At 60.1% G+C, this 18,209-nt stretch carries 16 protein-coding genes and 1 pseudogene; 7 read left to right on the top strand and 10 right to left on the bottom strand.

From position 1 onward, the window contains the following. Positions 1-33 precede the first annotated feature (33 nt). Complete coding sequence (locus KGA83_RS28550; RefSeq protein ID WP_223531417.1) at positions 34-1,182, bottom strand: hypothetical protein; 1,149 nt, start codon at positions 1,180-1,182, stop codon at positions 34-36. Positions 1,183-1,430: 248 nt separating this feature from the next. On the opposite strand from KGA83_RS28550, the pseudogene KGA83_RS28545 reads away from it, so the two are divergent. Together KGA83_RS28545 and KGA83_RS28540 are read left to right on the top strand one after the other, a co-directional pair. After that, positions 1,431-1,634: pseudogene (locus tag KGA83_RS28545) on the top strand (hypothetical protein); the annotation flags it as partial. Positions 1,635-1,886: 252 nt separating this feature from the next. Then, complete coding sequence (locus KGA83_RS28540) at positions 1,887-2,381, top strand: adenylate kinase (RefSeq protein ID WP_108218299.1); 495 nt, start codon at positions 1,887-1,889, stop codon at positions 2,379-2,381. A 232-nt stretch (positions 2,382-2,613) separates the two neighbouring features. On the opposite strand, the gene KGA83_RS28535 is transcribed toward KGA83_RS28540, so the two are convergent. After that, complete coding sequence (locus KGA83_RS28535) at positions 2,614-3,795, bottom strand: aspartate aminotransferase family protein (RefSeq protein ID WP_108218298.1); 1,182 nt, start codon at positions 3,793-3,795, stop codon at positions 2,614-2,616. Between the two features lie 102 nt (positions 3,796-3,897). Here KGA83_RS28535 and KGA83_RS28530 point away from each other — a divergent pair, with 102 nt between their 5' ends. Further along, a complete protein-coding gene (locus KGA83_RS28530; protein WP_108218297.1) occupies positions 3,898-4,815 on the top strand; it encodes a LysR family transcriptional regulator in 918 nt (305 codons plus the stop codon). A 23-nt stretch (positions 4,816-4,838) separates the two neighbouring features. Here KGA83_RS28530 and msrA read toward each other — a convergent pair whose 3' ends face one another. Genes msrA through msrB form a run of 3 tightly spaced genes read right to left on the bottom strand, consistent with a single transcriptional unit; the run spans position 4,839 to position 7,904 of the window. Beyond that, positions 4,839-5,546, bottom strand: coding sequence for a peptide-methionine (S)-S-oxide reductase MsrA (msrA, locus tag KGA83_RS28525; RefSeq protein ID WP_223531416.1), 708 nt, complete (start codon positions 5,544-5,546; stop codon positions 4,839-4,841). A gap of 30 nt (positions 5,547-5,576) precedes the next feature. Then, complete coding sequence (locus KGA83_RS28520) at positions 5,577-7,352, bottom strand: cytochrome c biogenesis protein DipZ (protein ID WP_223531415.1); 1,776 nt, start codon at positions 7,350-7,352, stop codon at positions 5,577-5,579. Between the two features lie 33 nt (positions 7,353-7,385). Continuing rightward, a complete protein-coding gene (gene msrB, locus KGA83_RS28515; protein ID WP_108218294.1) occupies positions 7,386-7,904 on the bottom strand; it encodes a peptide-methionine (R)-S-oxide reductase MsrB in 519 nt (172 codons plus the stop codon). A gap of 279 nt (positions 7,905-8,183) precedes the next feature. Here msrB and KGA83_RS28505 point away from each other — a divergent pair, with 279 nt between their 5' ends. The 4 genes from KGA83_RS28505 (at position 8,184) to KGA83_RS28490 (ending at position 13,174) form a co-directional block, all read left to right on the top strand. Beyond that, positions 8,184-8,903 (top strand): response regulator transcription factor, encoded by a 720-nt coding sequence (locus KGA83_RS28505; RefSeq protein ID WP_115948054.1) that lies wholly within the window; start codon positions 8,184-8,186, stop codon positions 8,901-8,903. Then, the gene (locus tag KGA83_RS28500) at positions 8,900-10,420 is read left to right on the top strand and encodes a sensor histidine kinase (protein WP_115948055.1); all 1,521 of its coding nucleotides are present in this window, start codon (positions 8,900-8,902) and stop codon (positions 10,418-10,420) included. Before KGA83_RS28505 ends, KGA83_RS28500 begins: the two co-directional genes overlap by 4 nt. A gap of 362 nt (positions 10,421-10,782) precedes the next feature. Continuing rightward, positions 10,783-11,487: a hypothetical protein gene (locus KGA83_RS28495; protein ID WP_008018881.1), complete on the top strand. Its 705-nt coding sequence runs from the start codon at positions 10,783-10,785 to the stop codon at positions 11,485-11,487. 256 nt (positions 11,488-11,743) lie between these two features. Beyond that, on the top strand, positions 11,744-13,174 hold the full coding sequence (locus tag KGA83_RS28490) for a PLP-dependent aminotransferase family protein (protein ID WP_223531414.1): 1,431 nt from the start codon (positions 11,744-11,746) through the stop codon (positions 13,172-13,174). Between the two features lie 154 nt (positions 13,175-13,328). Here KGA83_RS28490 and KGA83_RS28485 read toward each other — a convergent pair whose 3' ends face one another. The 5 genes from KGA83_RS28485 to KGA83_RS28465 all read right to left on the bottom strand — a co-directional run bounded on the left by KGA83_RS28485 (position 13,329) and on the right by KGA83_RS28465 (position 18,195). After that, entirely contained in the window at positions 13,329-14,129 is an 801-nt protein-coding gene (locus KGA83_RS28485) for an N-acyl homoserine lactonase family protein (protein WP_115948057.1), read from the bottom strand. Between the two features lie 14 nt (positions 14,130-14,143). Further along, positions 14,144-15,103, bottom strand: coding sequence for a diiron oxygenase (locus KGA83_RS28480; RefSeq protein ID WP_223531413.1), 960 nt, complete (start codon positions 15,101-15,103; stop codon positions 14,144-14,146). Positions 15,104-15,170: 67 nt separating this feature from the next. Continuing rightward, on the bottom strand, positions 15,171-15,929 hold the full coding sequence (locus KGA83_RS28475) for a TauD/TfdA family dioxygenase (RefSeq protein WP_223531412.1): 759 nt from the start codon (positions 15,927-15,929) through the stop codon (positions 15,171-15,173). 18 nt (positions 15,930-15,947) lie between these two features. Beyond that, positions 15,948-16,823, bottom strand: a complete 876-nt coding sequence (locus KGA83_RS28470; protein WP_115948098.1) for a branched-chain amino acid aminotransferase — start codon at positions 16,821-16,823, stop codon at positions 15,948-15,950. A 31-nt stretch (positions 16,824-16,854) separates the two neighbouring features. After that, on the bottom strand, positions 16,855-18,195 hold the full coding sequence (locus KGA83_RS28465; RefSeq protein ID WP_223531411.1) for a KamA family radical SAM protein: 1,341 nt from the start codon (positions 18,193-18,195) through the stop codon (positions 16,855-16,857). Between the last annotated feature and the right edge of the window lie 14 nt (positions 18,196-18,209).

The raw sequence follows: 18,209 nt of genomic DNA, 5'->3' as shown, positions 1-18,209 counted from the left end.
CAGATCCTGTGGGCCTGCTCGTGAAGTGACCAGTTAAATATTGGGGGAATCCATTCTGTAACCCGCCCCCGGCGAACCTTCATGGAGTGCCACCTGAATTTTCGAATACAAGGCATTCGCCTCAGCAGTGGTGATTGATCGCGAACAATCACGCAGCACAACACGTAGTAGCACATTCTCCTGCCTTGGCAGCAATCCGAGGCGTTCGATGGCCTGTAGAGGCAGTTCTGTGAACGCCCAGCGCCCTTTGATCTGCATTTCCTCGATCCAATCTGAACAATCACCAGCTGCCTGCAACATCCTTTCAGTCAACACTTCCTCGCTCAGCCCCGGCGTTACCGCTAACGAAATATCACGAGTAATCGAAGGCAACCGAGAGACGGCGCTCCACGGATTCAGATCATGCATCTGTGCCTGTACTCGTTCGTTCTGATCACGCAGCAAACGAATATCCGGGATGCCTTTGCGCAGCATGGTCAAGCGATCCAATCCCATTCCCAGCGCCAGTCCTCCATGACGCAAAGGATCGATCTTCAGTCGCTCCAATAATGATTTGGCAATTCGACCGCACTCCAGAACCTCTACAGGGACGCCGTCATTCAACAGGTTTACTTCAATCCCGCCCTCAGTGTAGTGATGCGGACTATCACTGTAGATCCAAGGCATATCAGGCACGGCGGATTTGAGGATATCGCCGACCAGGCAAAGTAAATGCTCATGCGTCGACAAATCAGGATCACCGAGCACCCAGATATCCATCTGAAGCGGTTGCGCACAATGCCAACGATCCCGGCTGTCGCGACGAAAAGTGATGCCCGGCGCGGCCAATAATATTGACTGCCCTGGTTGTCGTAGCTTGGCCGCTCGCTGAAGCGCAGACGGAATTTGGCTAGTAGTTTGCGTCCGTAACAGAGACCACTCGTCAACCCATCGAGTATGTGCACTTCCAAGCGTAATTTCAGATGGGTCATAACCAAGCAATCCGTAGTTTTCTTCAGCGGAGACAATTCTCGGCCCCGTCTGCACTTGCGCTTGTGGCCAGCCTTTGTCCGTTAACCCTTGAAGGACCTCCTTGAGTAATAATCGAATGGCGTGATCGGGTGTAGCGGGCTCTGTTAGATCAGCCAGTAACAAGGCTTGGTGTACGGATGTATCCGTCAGATATTTCTTTGATTCCTGCACTACACAGCCCCTTATTAATAATTGAATGTAGGTCCCCCGTAAAAAGCCCCCCCATAGACCAACCTAACGATTTCAGATCGTCCATCACAACCAAATTCGGTGAAACACTAAATTTTCAGAAGAGGACTACAGCCACTGCTTACACAAATAACCAAGGGCCTCTTACAAGACACATAACGAGCATAATTAATTCTAAGAAACTTAAAACCAACGGCGGTTGCAGGAGCTGAGTGCAATACGGTTATTGAATTGCAGCAGGGCCTAGAGGCCTCAAGCTGACTGAGTTTGCTATTGGAGTAAACGACACAATCGCAAATAGCATTAACTACAAAATCAACTCTCAATTAAACGAAGGGATTAATGGCGTTCATATCGCAATTGGGGACGGTTCCTCTGGCTATCACATAGATTTCCTGAGCCCAGCAGTAAAGGTAAGCCCAACTCACAACTGAGCCAACCTGATCGCCCTCACCACAACCTCCCACATCACGGCAATGTCTAAAAACTGACACTATAAAATGGCTTACAGTAATGATGAGCAGTGACGCGCGGCAAGTTACCGATGGACCTCAAGGCGCACAGGCCGGCGGATTCTGGTGTACCTGTAGGCTTGTCTGCGATAAGACCAGCACATCCAGCATCAATGCTGACTGAAGCACCGCTTTCGCGAGCAGGTTCGCACCCACAATTGATCGGTGTCTCTCATGGACCTCACCCGAACTCTGATCATCGGTAATTCCGGTTCCGGCAAGAGCTGGCTGGCGCAGCGGCTGGCCGAGCAACTGCGTGTGCCCTGGACCGATCTTGACAGGATTCACTGGCTATCCGACGAACACAGCATCCCACGCCCCCGAAATGAAGCGCTGGGTATGGCGCACGGGGCCGCAAGTGAAGAGCGCTGGGTGATCGAAGGGGTTTACGGCTGGATCGTCAGCGAAATCCTCCATCGCGCCACGGCGTTGATCTGGTTGTGTATTGATGACGTTGATTGCGTCGCCAACATTCTCCGGCGGGAAGCAAAGGATGACGATCGATTGGTTGCATTGGTGGAGTGGGCCGAAAGCTATCGAGAGCGTGATGACTCAAGTGGCTTTGCGGCCCATCGGCACTTGTTCGAAGGCTTTACCGGTTCAAAAATTCAGTTGATGGATCGAACTGAAATCAGGGTTTTTTTCGATGCACTGCAAAGCACCGGTTAACCACTGCACTTGACCCTTTCAAATCGGATCTGGACTACAGCACTTGCGGAAACGTCCTTTGAAAAGCAAACGGATACTGAGCACCGATCCAACTGCGGAAAAGACAATGCGATTTATCCGATGTTTACTGAGTCGTTGCAGAATGAAAAAGGACACGCCGGTTGGCCTCGACGTGTCTGATGAAACCGCTTACCTACTACGATCCAAAGCCAACGCTGAACGATTACTCCGGTCAATCGAGAACTTGCGAAATCGCCCGACTCACCCCTCTGACAATCATCTCCACCTCCCGCTCATCAATGGTCAGCGGCGGTAGCAGGCGGATGGTCTTGCCCCGCGTGACGTTGATCAGCAAGCCGTGATCCCGGGCGGCGATCAGACTCAGGTCGCGGATCGGTTGCTTGAGTTCGATGCCGATCATCAAGCCCTGGCCGCGGATTTGCGAGACGTTCGGGTTGCCCGCCAGTTCTGCGCGCAATCTTTCGAGCAGGCGTGCCCCCTGAAGCCGGGCGTTCTCCAGCAGGCCTTGTTCTTCAACGATATCCAGCACGGTGCAGCCGACCCGGCAGGCCAGCGGATTACCGCCGAAGGTGCTGCCGTGGCTGCCCGGCGTGAAGAGCTCGGCCGCCTTGCCACGGGCCAGGCACGCGCCGATGGGCACGCCATTGCCCAAGCCTTTGGCCAGGGTCATGACGTCCGGGACGACGCCTTCGTGCTGGAACGCGAACCACTGGCCGGTGCGGCCGATGCCGGTCTGGATTTCATCGAGCATCAACAGCCATGAGCGCCGGCTGCACAGTTCGCGCACGGCCTTGAGATAGCCAGGTGGCGCCAGTTGCACGCCGCTTTCGCCCTGGATCGGCTCCATCAGGATCGCCACGATCCGCGAACCGTGGGCGTGTTGCACCTTGTCCAGCGCGTCAAGGTCGCCGAACGGCACTTTGACAAAATCCCCCGGCAGCTTGTTGAAACCCAGGCGTACCGCCGGGCCATCGCTGGCAGACAAGGTGCCGAGGGTGCGGCCATGGAACGCGTTCTCCATGACCACCACCAGCGGCTGCTCGATGCCCTTGTGCCAGCCATGCAGCCGGGCGATTTTCAGTGCGGTTTCGTTGGCTTCGGCCCCGGAGTTGTTGAAAAACACCCGGTCCATGCCCGCCAGTCGCGTCAGTTTCTGCGCCAGCCGCTGTTGCCAGTCGATGCTGTAGAGGTTCGACGTGTGCAGCAACAACCCGGCCTGCTCAGTGATGGCGGCAACGATTTTCGGGTGGGAGTGGCCGACATTGGTCACCGCCACGCCGGCGACCGCATCCAGGTATTCGCGGCCGGCCTGATCCCACAGGCGAGTGCCCAGGCCCTTGTTGAAACTCAAGGCCAAGGGTTGGTAAGTGCTCATCAGGCAGGCGGCGGTCATGACATCAAGCTCCAGCAAGGGTCGGTGTTTTTGCAGTATGGTTAGCCACCCGAACTGGATAAACACCGAAAAACTTCAATCATTTAAAAGCCGAGCTTGATAATGGATCTATTCCAGGCAATGACCGTCTACGTCAAAGTGGTAGAGACCGGCAGCATGACCGCCGCCGCTTTGCAATGCGAAATGTCCACGACCATGGTCGGTAATCACCTCAAGGCCCTGGAGCAACGGCTGGGTGTGCGCCTGCTCAACCGCACGACGCGGCGCCAGCGGCTGACCGAGTTCGGCACCGCGTATTACCAGCGCTGTCTGGACGTGTTGGGGTTGGTGGCCGACTCCGAGCGGCTGGCCGAGCAGGCGCTGGACGAACCGAGCGGCATCTTGCGCATCACCGCGCCCTTGACCTTCGGTACCGAGCGCCTGGCGCCGGCACTGAGCGAGTTCAGCCGGCAAAACCCACGGGTGAAACTCGACGTCGTACTGACCAACCGACGCCCGGATCTGCTGGAAAACGGCCTCGATGTGGCATTTCGCCTCGGCGCGCTGGAACCCTCCAGCCTGATCGCCCGCCCGCTGATCGACTACACCCTGACCATGTGCGCGTCACCGGAGTACCTGGCCCGGCGTGGCACACCGCAAACGCCTGAAGACCTGCGACACCACGACTGCCTGTCCTTTGCCTATCCGGCCGGCGATGACTGGCAATCGGTGCAAAAGGAATGGCGTCTGGCCGGTCCCGAGGGCGAAGTCAGCGTGGGGGTCAGCGGGCCGATGCTGATCAACAGTTCGGCCGGATTGCATCAGGCAGCGCGCACCGGCATGGGCATCGTGATGATGCCCGACGCCTTGGTCGAACAGGACCTCAAGGACGGAAAGCTATTGGCCTTGATGCCCGACTACTGCCCACCCAGTCGGCCGATGCACCTGGTCTATGCCCAGGATCGCCACCGTTTGCCGAAATTGCGGCGTTTCGTCGAATTCGCCGTACAGAGGTGGGGCAAGCACTCGTCGGCCGAATAGACCATGCAGTCGCTGATCGCCATTTACATCCCCGCCTTCACCAGCACCGGTTGTTCCTGATAACGATTGGGGTACAGCTGTTTCAACTGGGCGACCTTCGGCAAATCGTTGATCACGATGTACGGATAGGTCGGGTGCTCGGTCAGGAAGTCCTGATGTTCCTCTTCCGCCGGGTAGAAACCGTTGAAGGTTTCGAGTTTGGTCACGATTGGTTTGTCGAAGGCATGGGCGGCATCGAGCTGGGTGATGTAGGCCTGTGCGACCCGTTGCTGCTCGGCACTTTTGGTAAAGATCGCCGAGCGATACTGGGTGCCGCTGTCCGGCCCCTGACGGTTGAGTTCGGTCGGGTTGTGCGCCACTGAAAAGTAGATCTGCAGCAAGGCACCGTAGCTGACCTGAGCGGGATCAAAAGTGACTTCGACCGATTCCGCATGGCCGGTATTGCCGTCGCTGACGCGCTCGTATTGCGCGGTATTGGCCGCCCCGCCCGCGTAGCCGGAGACGGCGTTCTTCACGCCTTTGACATGCTGGAACACCCCTTGGACGCCCCAGAAGCAGCCGCCGGCAAACACCGCGGTTTCGCTACGGGCCTGGGTGGTTTCGTCGAGGGCCGGCGGTGGAATGATTACCGCCTCTTCGGCACCACCGAAGGAGAAGGCCGAGCATTGGCTGATGATGCCGGCAGCCGCCAGCCCCAGCAGGGTACGGCGCCAGGTAAAGAGGGTTTTCATGGGGCGAACTCCTGAAGCGTTGGAAAGTAATCAGCCGAAGGTGAAGGCGTAAGCCGACGCACCCGGATCAAGAAACTCGATACTGAAGGTCCGGTCGGTCACGCCGCCGCTCTGGCGCACCAGTTGATACAAGCGCTGGTCGATCACGGTGCCGCTGCCGTCGGGGGCCACGTCCATGCCGTGGTCGTCGCCCGGCGCCTTGCCGTCGATCAGCACCTTGAAGCGCACCGGTTTGCCATCGGCGCCAGGGCCGAGCACCAAATGCAAATCACGGGCGTGGAAGCGATAGACGATGCGGCTGGCCGGTGCGCTGGCGGTGGCCCGCTCCGGGCCGACATGCCATTGGCCGCCCAGGCTCCAGTCGTTGAGGGCCAGTTGCGCCGGCGGGTTGTAGGCCGCGACCTTGTCCGGCACCAGTGAGGTTTCCGGTACGAAGTGTTCCGCGCGCTGGTAGCCGACATAGGTTTCCGGCGACTGAACGGCGTCGCTTTCCGGGGCCATTTGCACGCCATCGGCCTTGGCGTTGATCAGCCCGTCCGACACCTTGTTTGCACCGGCCTCACGCAGCAATTGCTGGATGACTCGCTCCGACTCGGCGTACTTGCCTTCACCGAAGTGGTGATAACGAATGCGTCCCTGGGCGTCGGCAAAGTAATGCGCCGGCCAGTATTCGTTGTTGAAGGCGCGCCAGATCTTGAATTCGTTATCGATGGCCACCGGGTAGGTGATGCCCAGATCCTTCATGGCTTTGGTGACGTTGCTGACGTCGCGCTCGAAGGCAAACTCCGGCGCATGCACGCCGATCACCACCAGGCCCTGATCGCGATACTTCTCGGCCCAGGCTTTGACATAGGGCAGCGAGCGCAGGCAGTTGATGCAGGAATAGGTCCAGAAATCCACCAGCACGACCTTGCCTTTCAAGGCCTGGGCATCGAGGGGTGGTGAGTTGAGCCACTGCACGGCGCCGTCCAGCGGAGGCAGGTTGCCTTCGACCGGCAAGCTATCCGGGGTTTTCTCGGCCACGGGTATCGCGCCTTCGGCGGACGGGGTTTGCGCCGTCACGACCTCGCTACTACGCGGTAACTTGCCGCTCAGTTTTTCCACCAGCGCTTGCTCGATTCCGCCGGTCGATGCTGTGGAAAACCGCGCCAGAACCCCCGTGTCCAGGCCCAGGGCAATTGCCGTCACACCGGCCAGCATTGCCGCGCCGAGACCGCGACGCAGCCATTCGCCAGCGCCAATCGAGCGCTTCATCGCGGTGAAGACTCTGCCGCCCAGCAACAAGGCCAACGCGAGGGAAGTGGCGGCACCGGTGGCATACGCCAGCAGCAAAAAGGTGGTTTGAACGCTGGCGCCTTGCAGCGCCGCACCGGTCAGCAGCAAACCGAGGATCGGCCCGGCGCAGGGCGCCCACAACAGGCCGGTGGCCACGCCGATCAGCAACGAAGCACCAGGACGTGGCCGTGCATCGGCGCCCGCCGCTTCCGACAACCGACTGCCCGCCGCCACCAGCGGCCGGGTCAGGCGCTCAGCCAATTGCGGCAGCAACAACGTCAGACCGAACAACGCGACGAACACCTGCGCCAGCCAGCGTCCGTACTGGTTGAGCTGCACCACCCAGCCACCGCCCACCGCCGCCAATGTGGCGACCAGCGCGAAGGTCAGCGCCATCCCCACCAGCAGCGGCAATCCGCTTTTGACGAAGGGTTGCCCGGTGCGGGCGAAGACAAACGGCAGCACCGGCAGAATGCACGGGCTGACAATCGTCAGCACACCACCGAGATAAGCGAGGACCAGCAGCCACATGGCGATTACCTGCAAAAAGTGAGAGGAAGGGAATCACACCGTCTTCGGCACGAACTTCATCGCCAGGCCGTTCATGCAGTAGCGCAGGCCGGTGGGTTTCGGGCCGTCGTCGAAGACATGGCCCAGATGCCCGCCACAGCGCCGGCAGTGAACTTCCTCGCGGACCATGCCGAATGCACGGTCCTGGCGGGTCGCCACGGCTTTGTCCAGGGGTGCCCAGAAACTCGGCCAACCGGTGCGGCTGTCGAACTTGGTGGCCGAGGAAAACAGCGGCAGCTCGCAACCGGCACAGACGAAGGTGCCATCGCGGTGCTCGTTGTTCAGCGGACTGCTGTAGGCCCGTTCGGTGCCCTCTTCGCGAAGGATGTCGTACTGTTCGTCAGTCAGGATCGCGTGCCATTCACTGTCGCTGTGGGTCACTTCGAATACCTGCGCTGCGCTGGCCTCGCTGATCAATGCCGCGCCTGTGGAAAACTTCGGTAACAGGCCGATCGCCAGGGCCGTCATCCCCAGCCCGCCGCTCGCTACAAGAAATTGCCGTCGTGAAAACATGCTCGTCTCCCAAAAATCCAGGGGTGTTTCATGGAACACAGCCTAGGCTTTGGGTGATCGCAAAATCCTCACGGGAAGTTAAACAATTCGTGATAACTCAGACCCCGAAAAACCCGCACAATGCCTATGCAAATGTAGGAGCGAGCCTGCTCGCGATGGAGGCCAACGATGACGCGGGATACCTGACGCCCCGCGGCGTCCTCAGGTTTTTCGCGAGCAAGCTCGCTCCTACAGTGGCATTACGCACAATGCGCCCATTGCGCCGAAGGATTGACCTGCATGGAACAGACCAAACGCGTCCTGGTGGTCGAGGACGATATGCATATCGCCGACCTGATCTGCCTGCATCTGCGTGATGAGCAGTTCGAGGTGGTGCACAGCGCCGATGGCAACGAAGGCATGCGCCTGCTGCAACAGGGCAACTGGGACGCACTGGTCCTGGACCTGATGCTGCCCGGTGTCGACGGCCTGGAAATCTGCCGCCGCGCCCGCGCCATGGCGCGCTACACGCCGATCATCATCACCAGTGCGCGCTCCAGCGAAGTGCACCGGATTCTCGGCCTGGAACTGGGTGCCGACGACTACCTGGCCAAGCCCTTTTCCATGCTGGAACTGGTAGCCCGGGTCAAGGCGCTGCTGCGCCGGGTCGATGCCATGGCGCGCAACCTGAAGATGGACGCCGGCAGCCTGCTCACCGACGGCCTGGCCATCGACCCGATCACCCGGGAAGTGTCCCTCGATGGGCGTCGCCTGGACCTCACGCCCCGGGAATTCGACTTGCTGTATTTCTTCGCCCGTCAGCCCGGCAAGGTGTTTTCGCGCATGGACCTGCTCAATGCCGTGTGGGGCTACAGCCACGAAGGCTACGAGCACACGGTCAATACCCACATCAACCGCCTGCGCGCCAAGATCGAGGCCGACCCGGCGCAACCGGTGCGCATCCTCACGGTCTGGGGCCGCGGCTACAAATTCGCCACCGGCGAGGAGTCGCAGCCATGAGGCTGACCCTGACGCAGCGCCTGTCCCTGGTGTTCGCCGTGCTGCTGCTGGTGTGCTGCGGCACCTCGGCGTGGTTGCAGGTGCGCTCCAACCAGATGCATGAGCAGGAAGTGGTGCAAGGGTTGTCCCGGGACTTGGCCCAGCACATCGCCAGTGACACGGTGCTGATGGACACCCAGGGCCTGATGCCCAACGCCGTGCACGACCTGTTCAGCAAACTGATGCAGGTCAACCCCAGCGTCGAGGTGTACCTGCTCGACTCCGCAGGCAAGATTGTCGGCAGCGCCGCGCCCGAGGGCCGGATCCGTCGCGAACGGGTCGACCTGGCGCCGATCCAGCGCCTGTTGCGGGGCGATGCCCTGCCAATTCTCGGCGACGATCCGCGCAGCATCGATGCGCGCAAGGTGTTCAGCGCTGCACCGCTGAAGGTTGATGGCAAGCCGGCCGGTTATCTCTACGTGGTGCTGCTCGGTGAAGATCACGACCGCCTGGCCGAACGCGGTGCGACCAGCGCGGCGCTCAACACAGCGCTGTTGTCCATCGGTCTGGTGGCGCTGCTGTGCCTGATCGCCGGTCTCACCGCGTTTGCCCTGATCACCCGGCCGTTGCGCCGCCTGACCGAAACCGTCAGCCAGTTCGACATCGATGGCGTGCCGGTCACACCGGCCCTGCCCGTCGTGGTGGAAAAAGCCGCCAGCCACGATGAAATCGCCGTGCTCGATGCCGCGTTCCGGCAGATGCAGGCACGCCTGGGCGAACAATGGCGTTCGTTGACCCGCCAGGATCAGGAGCGCCGTGAACTGGTGGCGAACATCTCCCATGACTTGCGCACGCCGCTGGCCTCGTTGCACGGTTATCTGGAAACCCTGTCGCTCAAGGACGCCACGCTGTCCCCTGCCGACCGCCGTCGCTATCTGGGCATCGCGCTGGACCAGAGCCGCAAGGTCGGCGGTCTGGCGCAGTCGCTGCTGGAACTGGTGCGCCTGGAACATGGCTTCGTGCAGCCGGTGCTGGAGCGCTTTTCCCTGACTGACCTGGCCCAGGACATCTTCCAGAAATTCGAACTCACCGCCGAAGCGCGCAAAGTAGAACTCAAGGCCACGTTCGCGCCGAATGCCTCGGCGGCCTGTGCCGATCTCGGCTTGATCGAGCGGGTGCTGACCAACCTGTTCGACAATGCCCTGCGCCATACCCCGCCAGGGGGCGAGGTCGAACTGGGCCTGCGCCCGCAAGGCTCATTCATCGAAGTCACGGTCAGCGATACCGGCCCCGGCATCGCTCCGCAACTGCGCGAAGGGTTGTTCCTGCGGCCGTTCAATATTGGCGGCGCACGGCGTGATGGCGGGCTGGGGCTGCGGATCGTGCATCGCATCCTGCAATTGCACGGGCGCGAGATTCAGTTGATCGATGTGCCGGGGCGTGGGGCGACGTTTCGTTTTTCGTTGCCGATCGATGAGGAGACAGCGACTGCGTTGGCGGCTCGGTCGATGAACCTCAATACACCGCGGCAGGCCTGACGGACTGAGGCGCCTGCATCGCGAGCAGGCTCGCTCCCACAAGGTAAGTGGGTGTACGCAAGATCTGTGAACAACCAAAAACACTGTGGGAGCGAGCCTGCTCGCGATGGTCTCAAGGGAACCGCGCTCATCCAGAATGAACACGTCATCGTTAACGTCCATCGCGAGCAGGCTCGCTCCCACAGTGTTCCGGTGTATCCAGAACGAACGCGTGATCGTTAGCGCCCATCGAGTAAGCAAAAAAATGACCAGCCGCCTGTTGATCCGTGACAACGCCGCCCCGGTCCAATAGATTAGTCGGCCTGAAAAAGCCCCCGTGCTTTCTCACCCCTATTCAAGTTCAAAGAAGTAGTGAAATTTCAATGTCCGATTCCAACACCGCTGAATCCGTAGTCACCCTGTCGTCCAAAGCGGAATACGAAAACTCCATCAATCTTTCACAGCACGTGCCCCAGGCCAAGACCATCAGCGAGATGGTGCTGGACGCTTTCCAGTCCACCCGCGAAAGCGACCAGATCCGCGAACTGCGCGCCGCGATCCGCCAGGCCCACGACAGCTTCGACGATGACAAAGCCTACGAACTGATGGGTCAGCTCAAGCAGCTCAAGGACGCCGAAGCCGCCGACATCGCCGCCCTCGAAGACCTGAGCAGCAAATTCCCGATCAGCCGCATTCTGTCCAGCTTCAAGGACGACCCGGCGTTCCAGGAAATCGTCTACGGCCTGGCCCTGAAGGTGCTGAACCAGACACACCAGGCCATCAGCAACCCGAGCGGCGGCAAGAGCAAAGCCGCCAAGGCCAAGAAAGAAGTCGAAGTGTTCACCATCAGCAAGGACGGCATCAGCGTCACCTTGCCGTTGCGCACCCCGCGCTCGCGCCTGAACGTCGACCGTGAAGCCCTGGAATTCCTCGGTTTCACCTTCGTGGGCGAAGGCGAAGAGGCGGAACTGGAAAGCGAGACGTTCCTGGACAACAGCGGCGCCGAGCAAGCGGTCAACCGCAAGAACATCATCACCGCCCTGCAACAGCAGACTGCGTTCGATGGGTACAGCATCGCCGCGCAGTAAGGCGCCCCACCCTGATCTGTGGTGAGTGGGTTCGCCACAGATCCGTCACGTAATACCTTTAAGAATGTAACACCCAAAGCCCCGCCATCAGTGCGGGGCTTTTTATTGCCCGTGATTCGGGCAAATCCGCGATTACTCTTCCAGTATCGACGCAGTACACCACTTCCCTTTACCCATGAGCACCACGGGTCCGCCTGCGGGGAGCGTCAACTCACTTTCCAGCCCAGACCTCGGTGGTGCAACTGCTGAGGTCATCATGAACACAACCCCCTTGTATCGCCAGTTGGCCAACCATTACCTGGACGCTATCCGCAGCGGCACCTTGAAAACCGGTGAACGCCTGCCCTCGATCCGGTTGATGATGGAAAAACACGCCGTCAGCCTGTCGACCGCCGTGCAGGTGTGCCGGGAACTGGAAGACTACGGAGTGCTGGAAGCCCGGCCGCGCTCCGGCAACTACATTCGTCAGCCCGACACCGTGCCCAGGCCCGCCCCGATTGCCTTGGCGCCAACGCTGGATACCAGCATCTATGTCGGCATCCATGAACAGGTCTCAGCGGTGCTCAAGGCCAGTCAGCACGCGACGATCAAGGTCAACTTCGCCAGCGCCTACTGCGCACCCGAGCTGTATCCGCTGAAAACCTTGCAAGACAACATGATCAAGTCGCTACGCTACAACGCCAACCTGATCGGTACCGCGGGCTCAACCTGCGGCAACAGCGCATTGCGCAACATCCTGGCCCGACGGGCACTTGCCAGCAAGACCCACCTGCCCCCCGAGCGGATCGTGATCACCAACGGCGCCACCGAAGCGATCAATCTGGCCTTGCGCGCGGTCACCCGCCCCGGCGACACCGTGGCCGTGGAGTCGCCGACGTTCTACGGTCTGCTGCAAATTCTCGAAAGCCTGAACCTGCGCGTGCTGGAAGTTCCGGCATCGACCCACACCGGGCTCAATCTGCAGGCCCTGCAACGGCTGCTGCAAGGCCCTGAACGGGTCAAGGCATTGATCGTCATTCCCAACCTGCAAAACCCGCTGGGCAGCATCATGCCCGACGCCAACAAGGCACGACTGGTGAAACTGTGCGCCGAGCACAACACCGTTCTGATCGAGGACGACACCTACGGCGACCTGGTGGACACCGAGCAGCCGCTGTCCACGCTCAAACATTGGGACCGCACCGACAACGTGATCTATTGCGCCTCGCTGAACAAAACCCTGGCACCGGGCATGCGCCTGGGCTGGATCAGCGCCGGCAAATGGCACGACCGCGTGGAGATGCTTAAACACGCTCAGACCCGAGGGTGCGAAACCTTGTCGCAACTGGCGGTCGGTGCCTTCATGAAGACGCCCTCCTACGAACGTTACCTGCGCCGTTTGAGAAAAACCCTGACGCTGCAACGTCAACAGATGAGCGAGGCGATTATTCGCTACTTCCCCCTCGGCACCCGCGTGACCACCCCCCAGGGCGGCACGTTGTTATGGGTGGAACTGCCTCGTCGGCATTCATCCATGGCGTTTTTTCATGAGGCGCTGAAGGTCGGCATCCAGATTTCACCTGGGGATATCTTCTCCAATGCCAGACGTTTCGATCACTTTGTGCGAATTGGCTGCGGGGCGCCGTATTCGCCGAGGATTGACGAGGCCGTGCAGACCTTGGGGCGTTTGCTCCAACATCAGGGTTGACCGCGATTCTGTAGGAGTGAGCCTGCTCGCGATAGCGGTGGATCAGACACATCAATGTTGAATATGCCGCCGTCTTCGCGAGCAGGCTCGCTCCTACAAGGGATTTTCGGTGAACACAACATCGGTGAACGACAGCTCCCACAGGGGGTTGTGGTCAGTTCGGAGGTTGGTGCAGGCAAATGATATGCGGGTCGTCACTCCAGTGCGGGAAACGCTCGGCGATCAGCGGGTCGTGGCCGGGGATGACGTGGTCTTCGCTGTCGGCCAGGCGATCGATTTCGGTGAAGGCTTCGAGGGTTTGCGCCAGGTCATCGAGAATCGGAAACGGGCTGCGCTCACGAATGTTGACCCACAAATGCGCGGCATCCGAGGCCAGCACAATCCAGCCGCGCTCAGTATTCACCCGCACCACCTGACTGCCCGGCGTATGTCCGCCCACCGGATGCAAGGTCACACCGGGCACTACCTCGACAACACCGCTGTGCAAACGCATCCGCCCTTCGAACAGCGGTGGCAGCGCCGACATCACATCCTCGACCTCGTAGGTTTTGTTCACCGTGTGATGGACCATTTTCGGCCCGGTGCAGAAACGCAGTTCCGCTTCCTGCAAATGCACGGTCGCCTTCGGGAACAGTCCAAGATTGCCGGCATGATCCCAGTGCAAATGGGTAAGGATCAGGTGCTCGACCCGGGCCGGATCGATGTCCAGTTGCCGCAGGGATTCTTCCGGCAGGCGATACATTTGGCGATTGCGCCGATCCGCCGTGGCCGGTTGGAAACAGGTGTCGACCACGATCACCTGTTGCTCGTTGCGGATGACCCAAAAGTAGTAATCCAGTGGCATCGGCGCATTCGGATCACCGCAGCAGGCGTCATAGAGAAAGTTCTCTTTGGCAGTGCGTTGGGCGTTTGCGCCGACACGGATAGCGAACACTTCGTACTCGGGAACTGACATACACACCTCCGGATTCAGGCCGCTGCGCTAGTTTTGAGGGTCGGACGGAAGTCGAAATCGATCTGCTCGCTGATACCTAGGTCTTGAGCCAACTTATGCAGGCCACTGTAGTCACGCATGATGGTCGCGTTCCTGTTGCTCTCGCGGGTGTCGGCAATGATCAGCGCCGCATCCTCGACCCCAAGCTGCGTCAGAATCGCCTCCCACATGGAGTAGTCCTGAGCGATAAAAGCACTCAGCGCCACCGACAGGTTGCGTGCGAAAAATTCCTGTTGAGCCGGCTGCATGTTCGCGTACATGACCTTCGCCACTTCGGCCAGCACCTTGCTGTGGGCATACTCGTCGCGATTGTGCAGTTCGGCCACGCGGCGGTTTTGCGGCTGGATGGTCTGGTCGTCCGCCAGCAAGTCCAGATAGGCGTTGACGCTGATCTCAGCCACCACCGCAAAAGTGATCGCCGCCAGATCCCGCTGCCATTGCTCGGGCAGAGCTTCACGCTGGGCTTTAAGGCGCAGGTAAGTGACGGAAGGTGGCAAGTCCAGATCCTGATCCAGCGCCCGGTCCAGTTTGGTCCGCTCAATGGCGCGCAGGTGCATCAGCGTGTGGTAGTGCTCGTCGATCAGGGTCTGTTGCATGGCCTCGCGAAAATGCCAGTCGTCCTTGCCCAGGTACTGATCGGCGATGACGCTGAGTGCCGGGTTGACCACATGTTCTTCAGCGGTGACGGTGCGCAGGTTGTAGCCGATCCAGCCCCAAGTCACCACGCTGCTTTTGAGCTCTTCGTTCAGGGACTGGAATTTCGGGTGATGGAAGAACGGCACCATGGACTCCGGGTAATCCGGGCGCGCCGGGTCGAACACTTCTTCGACCCGGCCCCGGTCCGGCGAACACACCGTGGCGCGCTTGGTCCAGGCCTGGTTGAGCCGCACGATCAGTTGATGGTCGACCTGGGCGATCTCGATTGCTGTTTGCATGACGCGATACCTGTAAGGCGCGTACCCGCCAAGGGGTACGCCAAAAGAAGGAAGGGCGACGGAAAAGTCAGGCCAGCCAATAGCGGGTCAGGTGGCGCGCCGGGTCAGTGTAACGACTGCGGGCGTGGATCATTCGCCAGTTGTCCCAAATCAGCAGGCATCCGTCGGGAATCAGCACCGGAACGTTGTGCTCGACGAAGTACGCTTCGCCGAGCACGGCAAACCTGGCCAGTGGCGAGGTGCTGTCGGCGACCAGGGATTGCTGCAGGGCTGCCTTGGACGGGTTCACGTCGCCGTAGTGAAACTGGTTGTAGCTGAAGCGGAAAATATCCCCGTCCTCTGTAGGCGTGAGGATGTATTCCTTGACCCGCCGTTGTTCCGGTTCGCCCGGTTTGGCGGTGGCGACAAACTCTACCGGCGTGTCCTTCAGCCACTCACGCAGTTGCGGTTCGCTGTGTTCGAGGGACTTGAGAAATTCGTAGCCGTCCACCAATCCGGTGTGCCCGCCACCGCACGTAGCCTGTTTATGGCAATGCAACGCCAGGTAGCGAGGTGGCGGTCCGTACACCGGCGCTTCAGTGTGCGGGCCGATGCCGTTCATGCTCTGGGAATACGGCAAGTCTTCGTAACCCGGCCTGCGGGTAATGGCAAAGGCCATCTGGCCGTTGAACTGTGGAAGGATCGGACCGAACTCGCACAAGGTGCCTACGACATCATCGGCAAATTCCTCGGGAGTCAGCACAGTCCAGCCCAACGTCGACAGTTCTTCGTGACGATGGCCGAGTGAAATGCAAGGTTGAGACGCAACAATCCCTTGGTCTGACATGGTGAGATTCCTGGCGGGTTATCCGGCGTTGACGGTTGAGGTGTACGCAGCGATGAAGTCGCGGCAGGCGTCACCCGGTCGATAGTGCTGCGCGTCGATGCTCTGCACCGGGGTGATTTCGGCGGCAGTGCCGGTGAGAAAACACTCGTCGAAGTCGCCAAGCTCCGTAGGCAAAATCGTGCGTTCGATCACCTGGTAGTCCAGCGCTTTGGCCAACTCAATGACGGTCTGCCGGGTAATGCCATTGAGAAAGCAGTCCGGGGTCGGTGTGTGCAAAGTCCGGCCTTTGACGAAAAACACATTGGCGCTGGTGGCTTCGGCAATGTGGCCACGCCAGTCGAGCATCAGCGCATCGTGGTAACCCGTGTTCTCGGCGTCGTGCTTGCTCAGTGTGGCGATCTGGTAATGCCCGGAGGCCTTGGCTTCGAACGGGCTGCTGCTCGGTGGCGGGCGACGCCAGGTCGCGGTTTTCAAGCGGATGCCGGCCATGCGCGCCGCCGGCTCGAAATAGCTCGGCCACTGCCAGCACGCGATGGCCACGTGCACACAGTTGAAACGCGCCGAGGTGGAAATCATCTCGCTGCCACGCCAGGCCACCGGGCGCAGATAGCCGTCGACGACCTGGTTGCGTTGCAGCAGTTCCTGGCTGGCCGCCTCCAGTTCAGCCAGCGCATAGGGGATGGCAAAGTCCATCAGTTGCGCCGAGCGATACAACCGCTCGCTGTGTTCGCGCAGCTTGAAGATCCTGCCGTTGTAGACCCGCTCGCCTTCATACACGGTGCTCGCGTAATGCAGGCCATGGGTCAGCACATGCAACTGCGCCCGGGACCACTCGACGAACTCGCCGTCGAGCCAGATAACGCCCTCGCGTTGATCAAACGGGATACTGCTCATATCCATATTTCCCCATTGTTCATGATTTTTCCTACGCCGTTTCCAGCAACACGGGTATCAATTCCGGCACGGCGGAGAGCTCGGTCTGAAAGAAGAACGCACGCTCGCCGAAGGCCGGTTGCAGGTCGTCGAACCAGGTCGCCTGCGGATCGAAGCGCGCGTAGAACGTGCGCAACACCCATTGCGGATTGCGTGCCTGGAGGAACTGCAGGACGAAGACTTTTTCCCCGGCGACGGTCTCGATGCCGTTGATCAACACCTTGCCGTAGAAGGTGCTCATGGACGGCCCGCGTACCGTGCGCGCAAGCCCCGACACCGTGCGGTACGCCGCCTGGAAGATCTCGAAGGCCCGGGCCAGCGGCATCGCGAAGTAGTGACTGGGGCCGGTGTCACGCTCGACGAACATGTAATAAGGCACTGCCCCGAGCCGCACCCCTTCGGTCCACAGCGCGGCCCAGTCGGCGGGGTTTTCGTTGATGTGGCGGATCAGCGGCGCCTGCATGCGCACCGTCGCACCTGTCGAACGAATGCGTTCGATGGCCTGACGGGCGATGGCCTGACGGATCTCCACCGGGTGGTTGTAATGGCCCATGATCGACAGGTTTTTCCCCGCCGCGACAATGCGTCGGAACAGCTCCAACAGCTCGGGCGCATCCTTGTCGCTGACGAAACGCTGCGGCCAGTACGCCACGGATTTGGTGCCGATGCGGATGTTCTTCAGGTGTGGCAATTGCAGCAGCGGCTCGATGTAATCGGCCAGCGAGCGGGTGTTCATGATCATCGGGTCGCCGCCGGTAATCAGCACGTCGGTCACTTCGGTGTGCACCTTCAGGTAATTGACCAGCTCCCGGGATTCACGGGCGTTGAATTTGAGTTCTTCTTCGCCAATGAACTGTGCCCAGCGGAAACAGAAGGTGCAGTACGCGTGACAAGTCTGCCCGGCACCGGGGAAAAACAGCACGGTCTCGCGGTACTTGTGCTGGATGCCCGGCAGGACTTTGCCATTGAGAGTGACACCGTTGTGGGTCAACTGCCCGGCCGGATGCGGGTTCATGCGCCGCCAGATCGCCTCGATCCGATGCTTGATGGCCGCGTTGTCATCCTGCTCGATCAGCTGTTTGAGCGAGGCATATTCCTCAGGCAGCAGCATGTCCTTGTGGGGGAAGGTCATGCGGAAAACCGGATCGTCCGGGATATTGTTCCAGTCGATCAGCGTGCCCAGCACGTATTCGTTGGTGCGAAACGGCATGACCCGGGCTACCACGGTCATGGCCTCCTGCAATGCCGGGGTCAACTTGTCCCACCAGGGCGTGTCGCGAATGGTGCGTGCGTTATAGGGTTTGTAGCGTTCGTGCTCCGACAGTCCTTGCATGGCCGCGCTCCTTA

Origin of the sequence: Pseudomonas sp. GL-R-19, assembly GCF_019956375.1 — a bacterium.
Lineage (GTDB): Bacteria > Pseudomonadota > Gammaproteobacteria > Pseudomonadales > Pseudomonadaceae > Aquipseudomonas.
Note: the sequence above shows the minus strand (reverse complement) of the source record. Positions and strands in the feature narration are given on the sequence as shown.

What these genes read in the sequence shown, in the direction of transcription:
- KGA83_RS28540 (WP_108218299.1), top strand. Translation starts at nt 1,887, where the DNA reads ATGGACCTCACCCGAACTCTGATCATCGGTAATTCCGGTTCCGGCAAG.
- KGA83_RS28535 (WP_108218298.1), bottom strand. Translation starts at nt 3,795, where the DNA reads ATGACCGCCGCCTGCCTGATGAGCACTTACCAACCCTTGGCCTTGAGT.
- KGA83_RS28530 (WP_108218297.1), top strand. Translation starts at nt 3,898, where the DNA reads ATGGATCTATTCCAGGCAATGACCGTCTACGTCAAAGTGGTAGAGACC.
- msrA (WP_223531416.1), bottom strand. Translation starts at nt 5,546, where the DNA reads ATGAAAACCCTCTTTACCTGGCGCCGTACCCTGCTGGGGCTGGCGGCT.
- KGA83_RS28520 (WP_223531415.1), bottom strand. Translation starts at nt 7,352, where the DNA reads ATGTGGCTGCTGGTCCTCGCTTATCTCGGTGGTGTGCTGACGATTGTC.
- msrB (WP_108218294.1), bottom strand. Translation starts at nt 7,904, where the DNA reads ATGTTTTCACGACGGCAATTTCTTGTAGCGAGCGGCGGGCTGGGGATG.
- KGA83_RS28505 (WP_115948054.1), top strand. Translation starts at nt 8,184, where the DNA reads ATGGAACAGACCAAACGCGTCCTGGTGGTCGAGGACGATATGCATATC.
- KGA83_RS28500 (WP_115948055.1), top strand. Translation starts at nt 8,900, where the DNA reads ATGAGGCTGACCCTGACGCAGCGCCTGTCCCTGGTGTTCGCCGTGCTG.
- KGA83_RS28495 (WP_008018881.1), top strand. Translation starts at nt 10,783, where the DNA reads ATGTCCGATTCCAACACCGCTGAATCCGTAGTCACCCTGTCGTCCAAA.
- KGA83_RS28490 (WP_223531414.1), top strand. Translation starts at nt 11,744, where the DNA reads ATGAACACAACCCCCTTGTATCGCCAGTTGGCCAACCATTACCTGGAC.
- KGA83_RS28485 (WP_115948057.1), bottom strand. Translation starts at nt 14,129, where the DNA reads ATGTCAGTTCCCGAGTACGAAGTGTTCGCTATCCGTGTCGGCGCAAAC.
- KGA83_RS28480 (WP_223531413.1), bottom strand. Translation starts at nt 15,103, where the DNA reads ATGCAAACAGCAATCGAGATCGCCCAGGTCGACCATCAACTGATCGTG.
- KGA83_RS28475 (WP_223531412.1), bottom strand. Translation starts at nt 15,929, where the DNA reads ATGTCAGACCAAGGGATTGTTGCGTCTCAACCTTGCATTTCACTCGGC.
- KGA83_RS28470 (WP_115948098.1), bottom strand. Translation starts at nt 16,823, where the DNA reads ATGAGCAGTATCCCGTTTGATCAACGCGAGGGCGTTATCTGGCTCGAC.
- KGA83_RS28465 (WP_223531411.1), bottom strand. Translation starts at nt 18,195, where the DNA reads ATGCAAGGACTGTCGGAGCACGAACGCTACAAACCCTATAACGCACGC.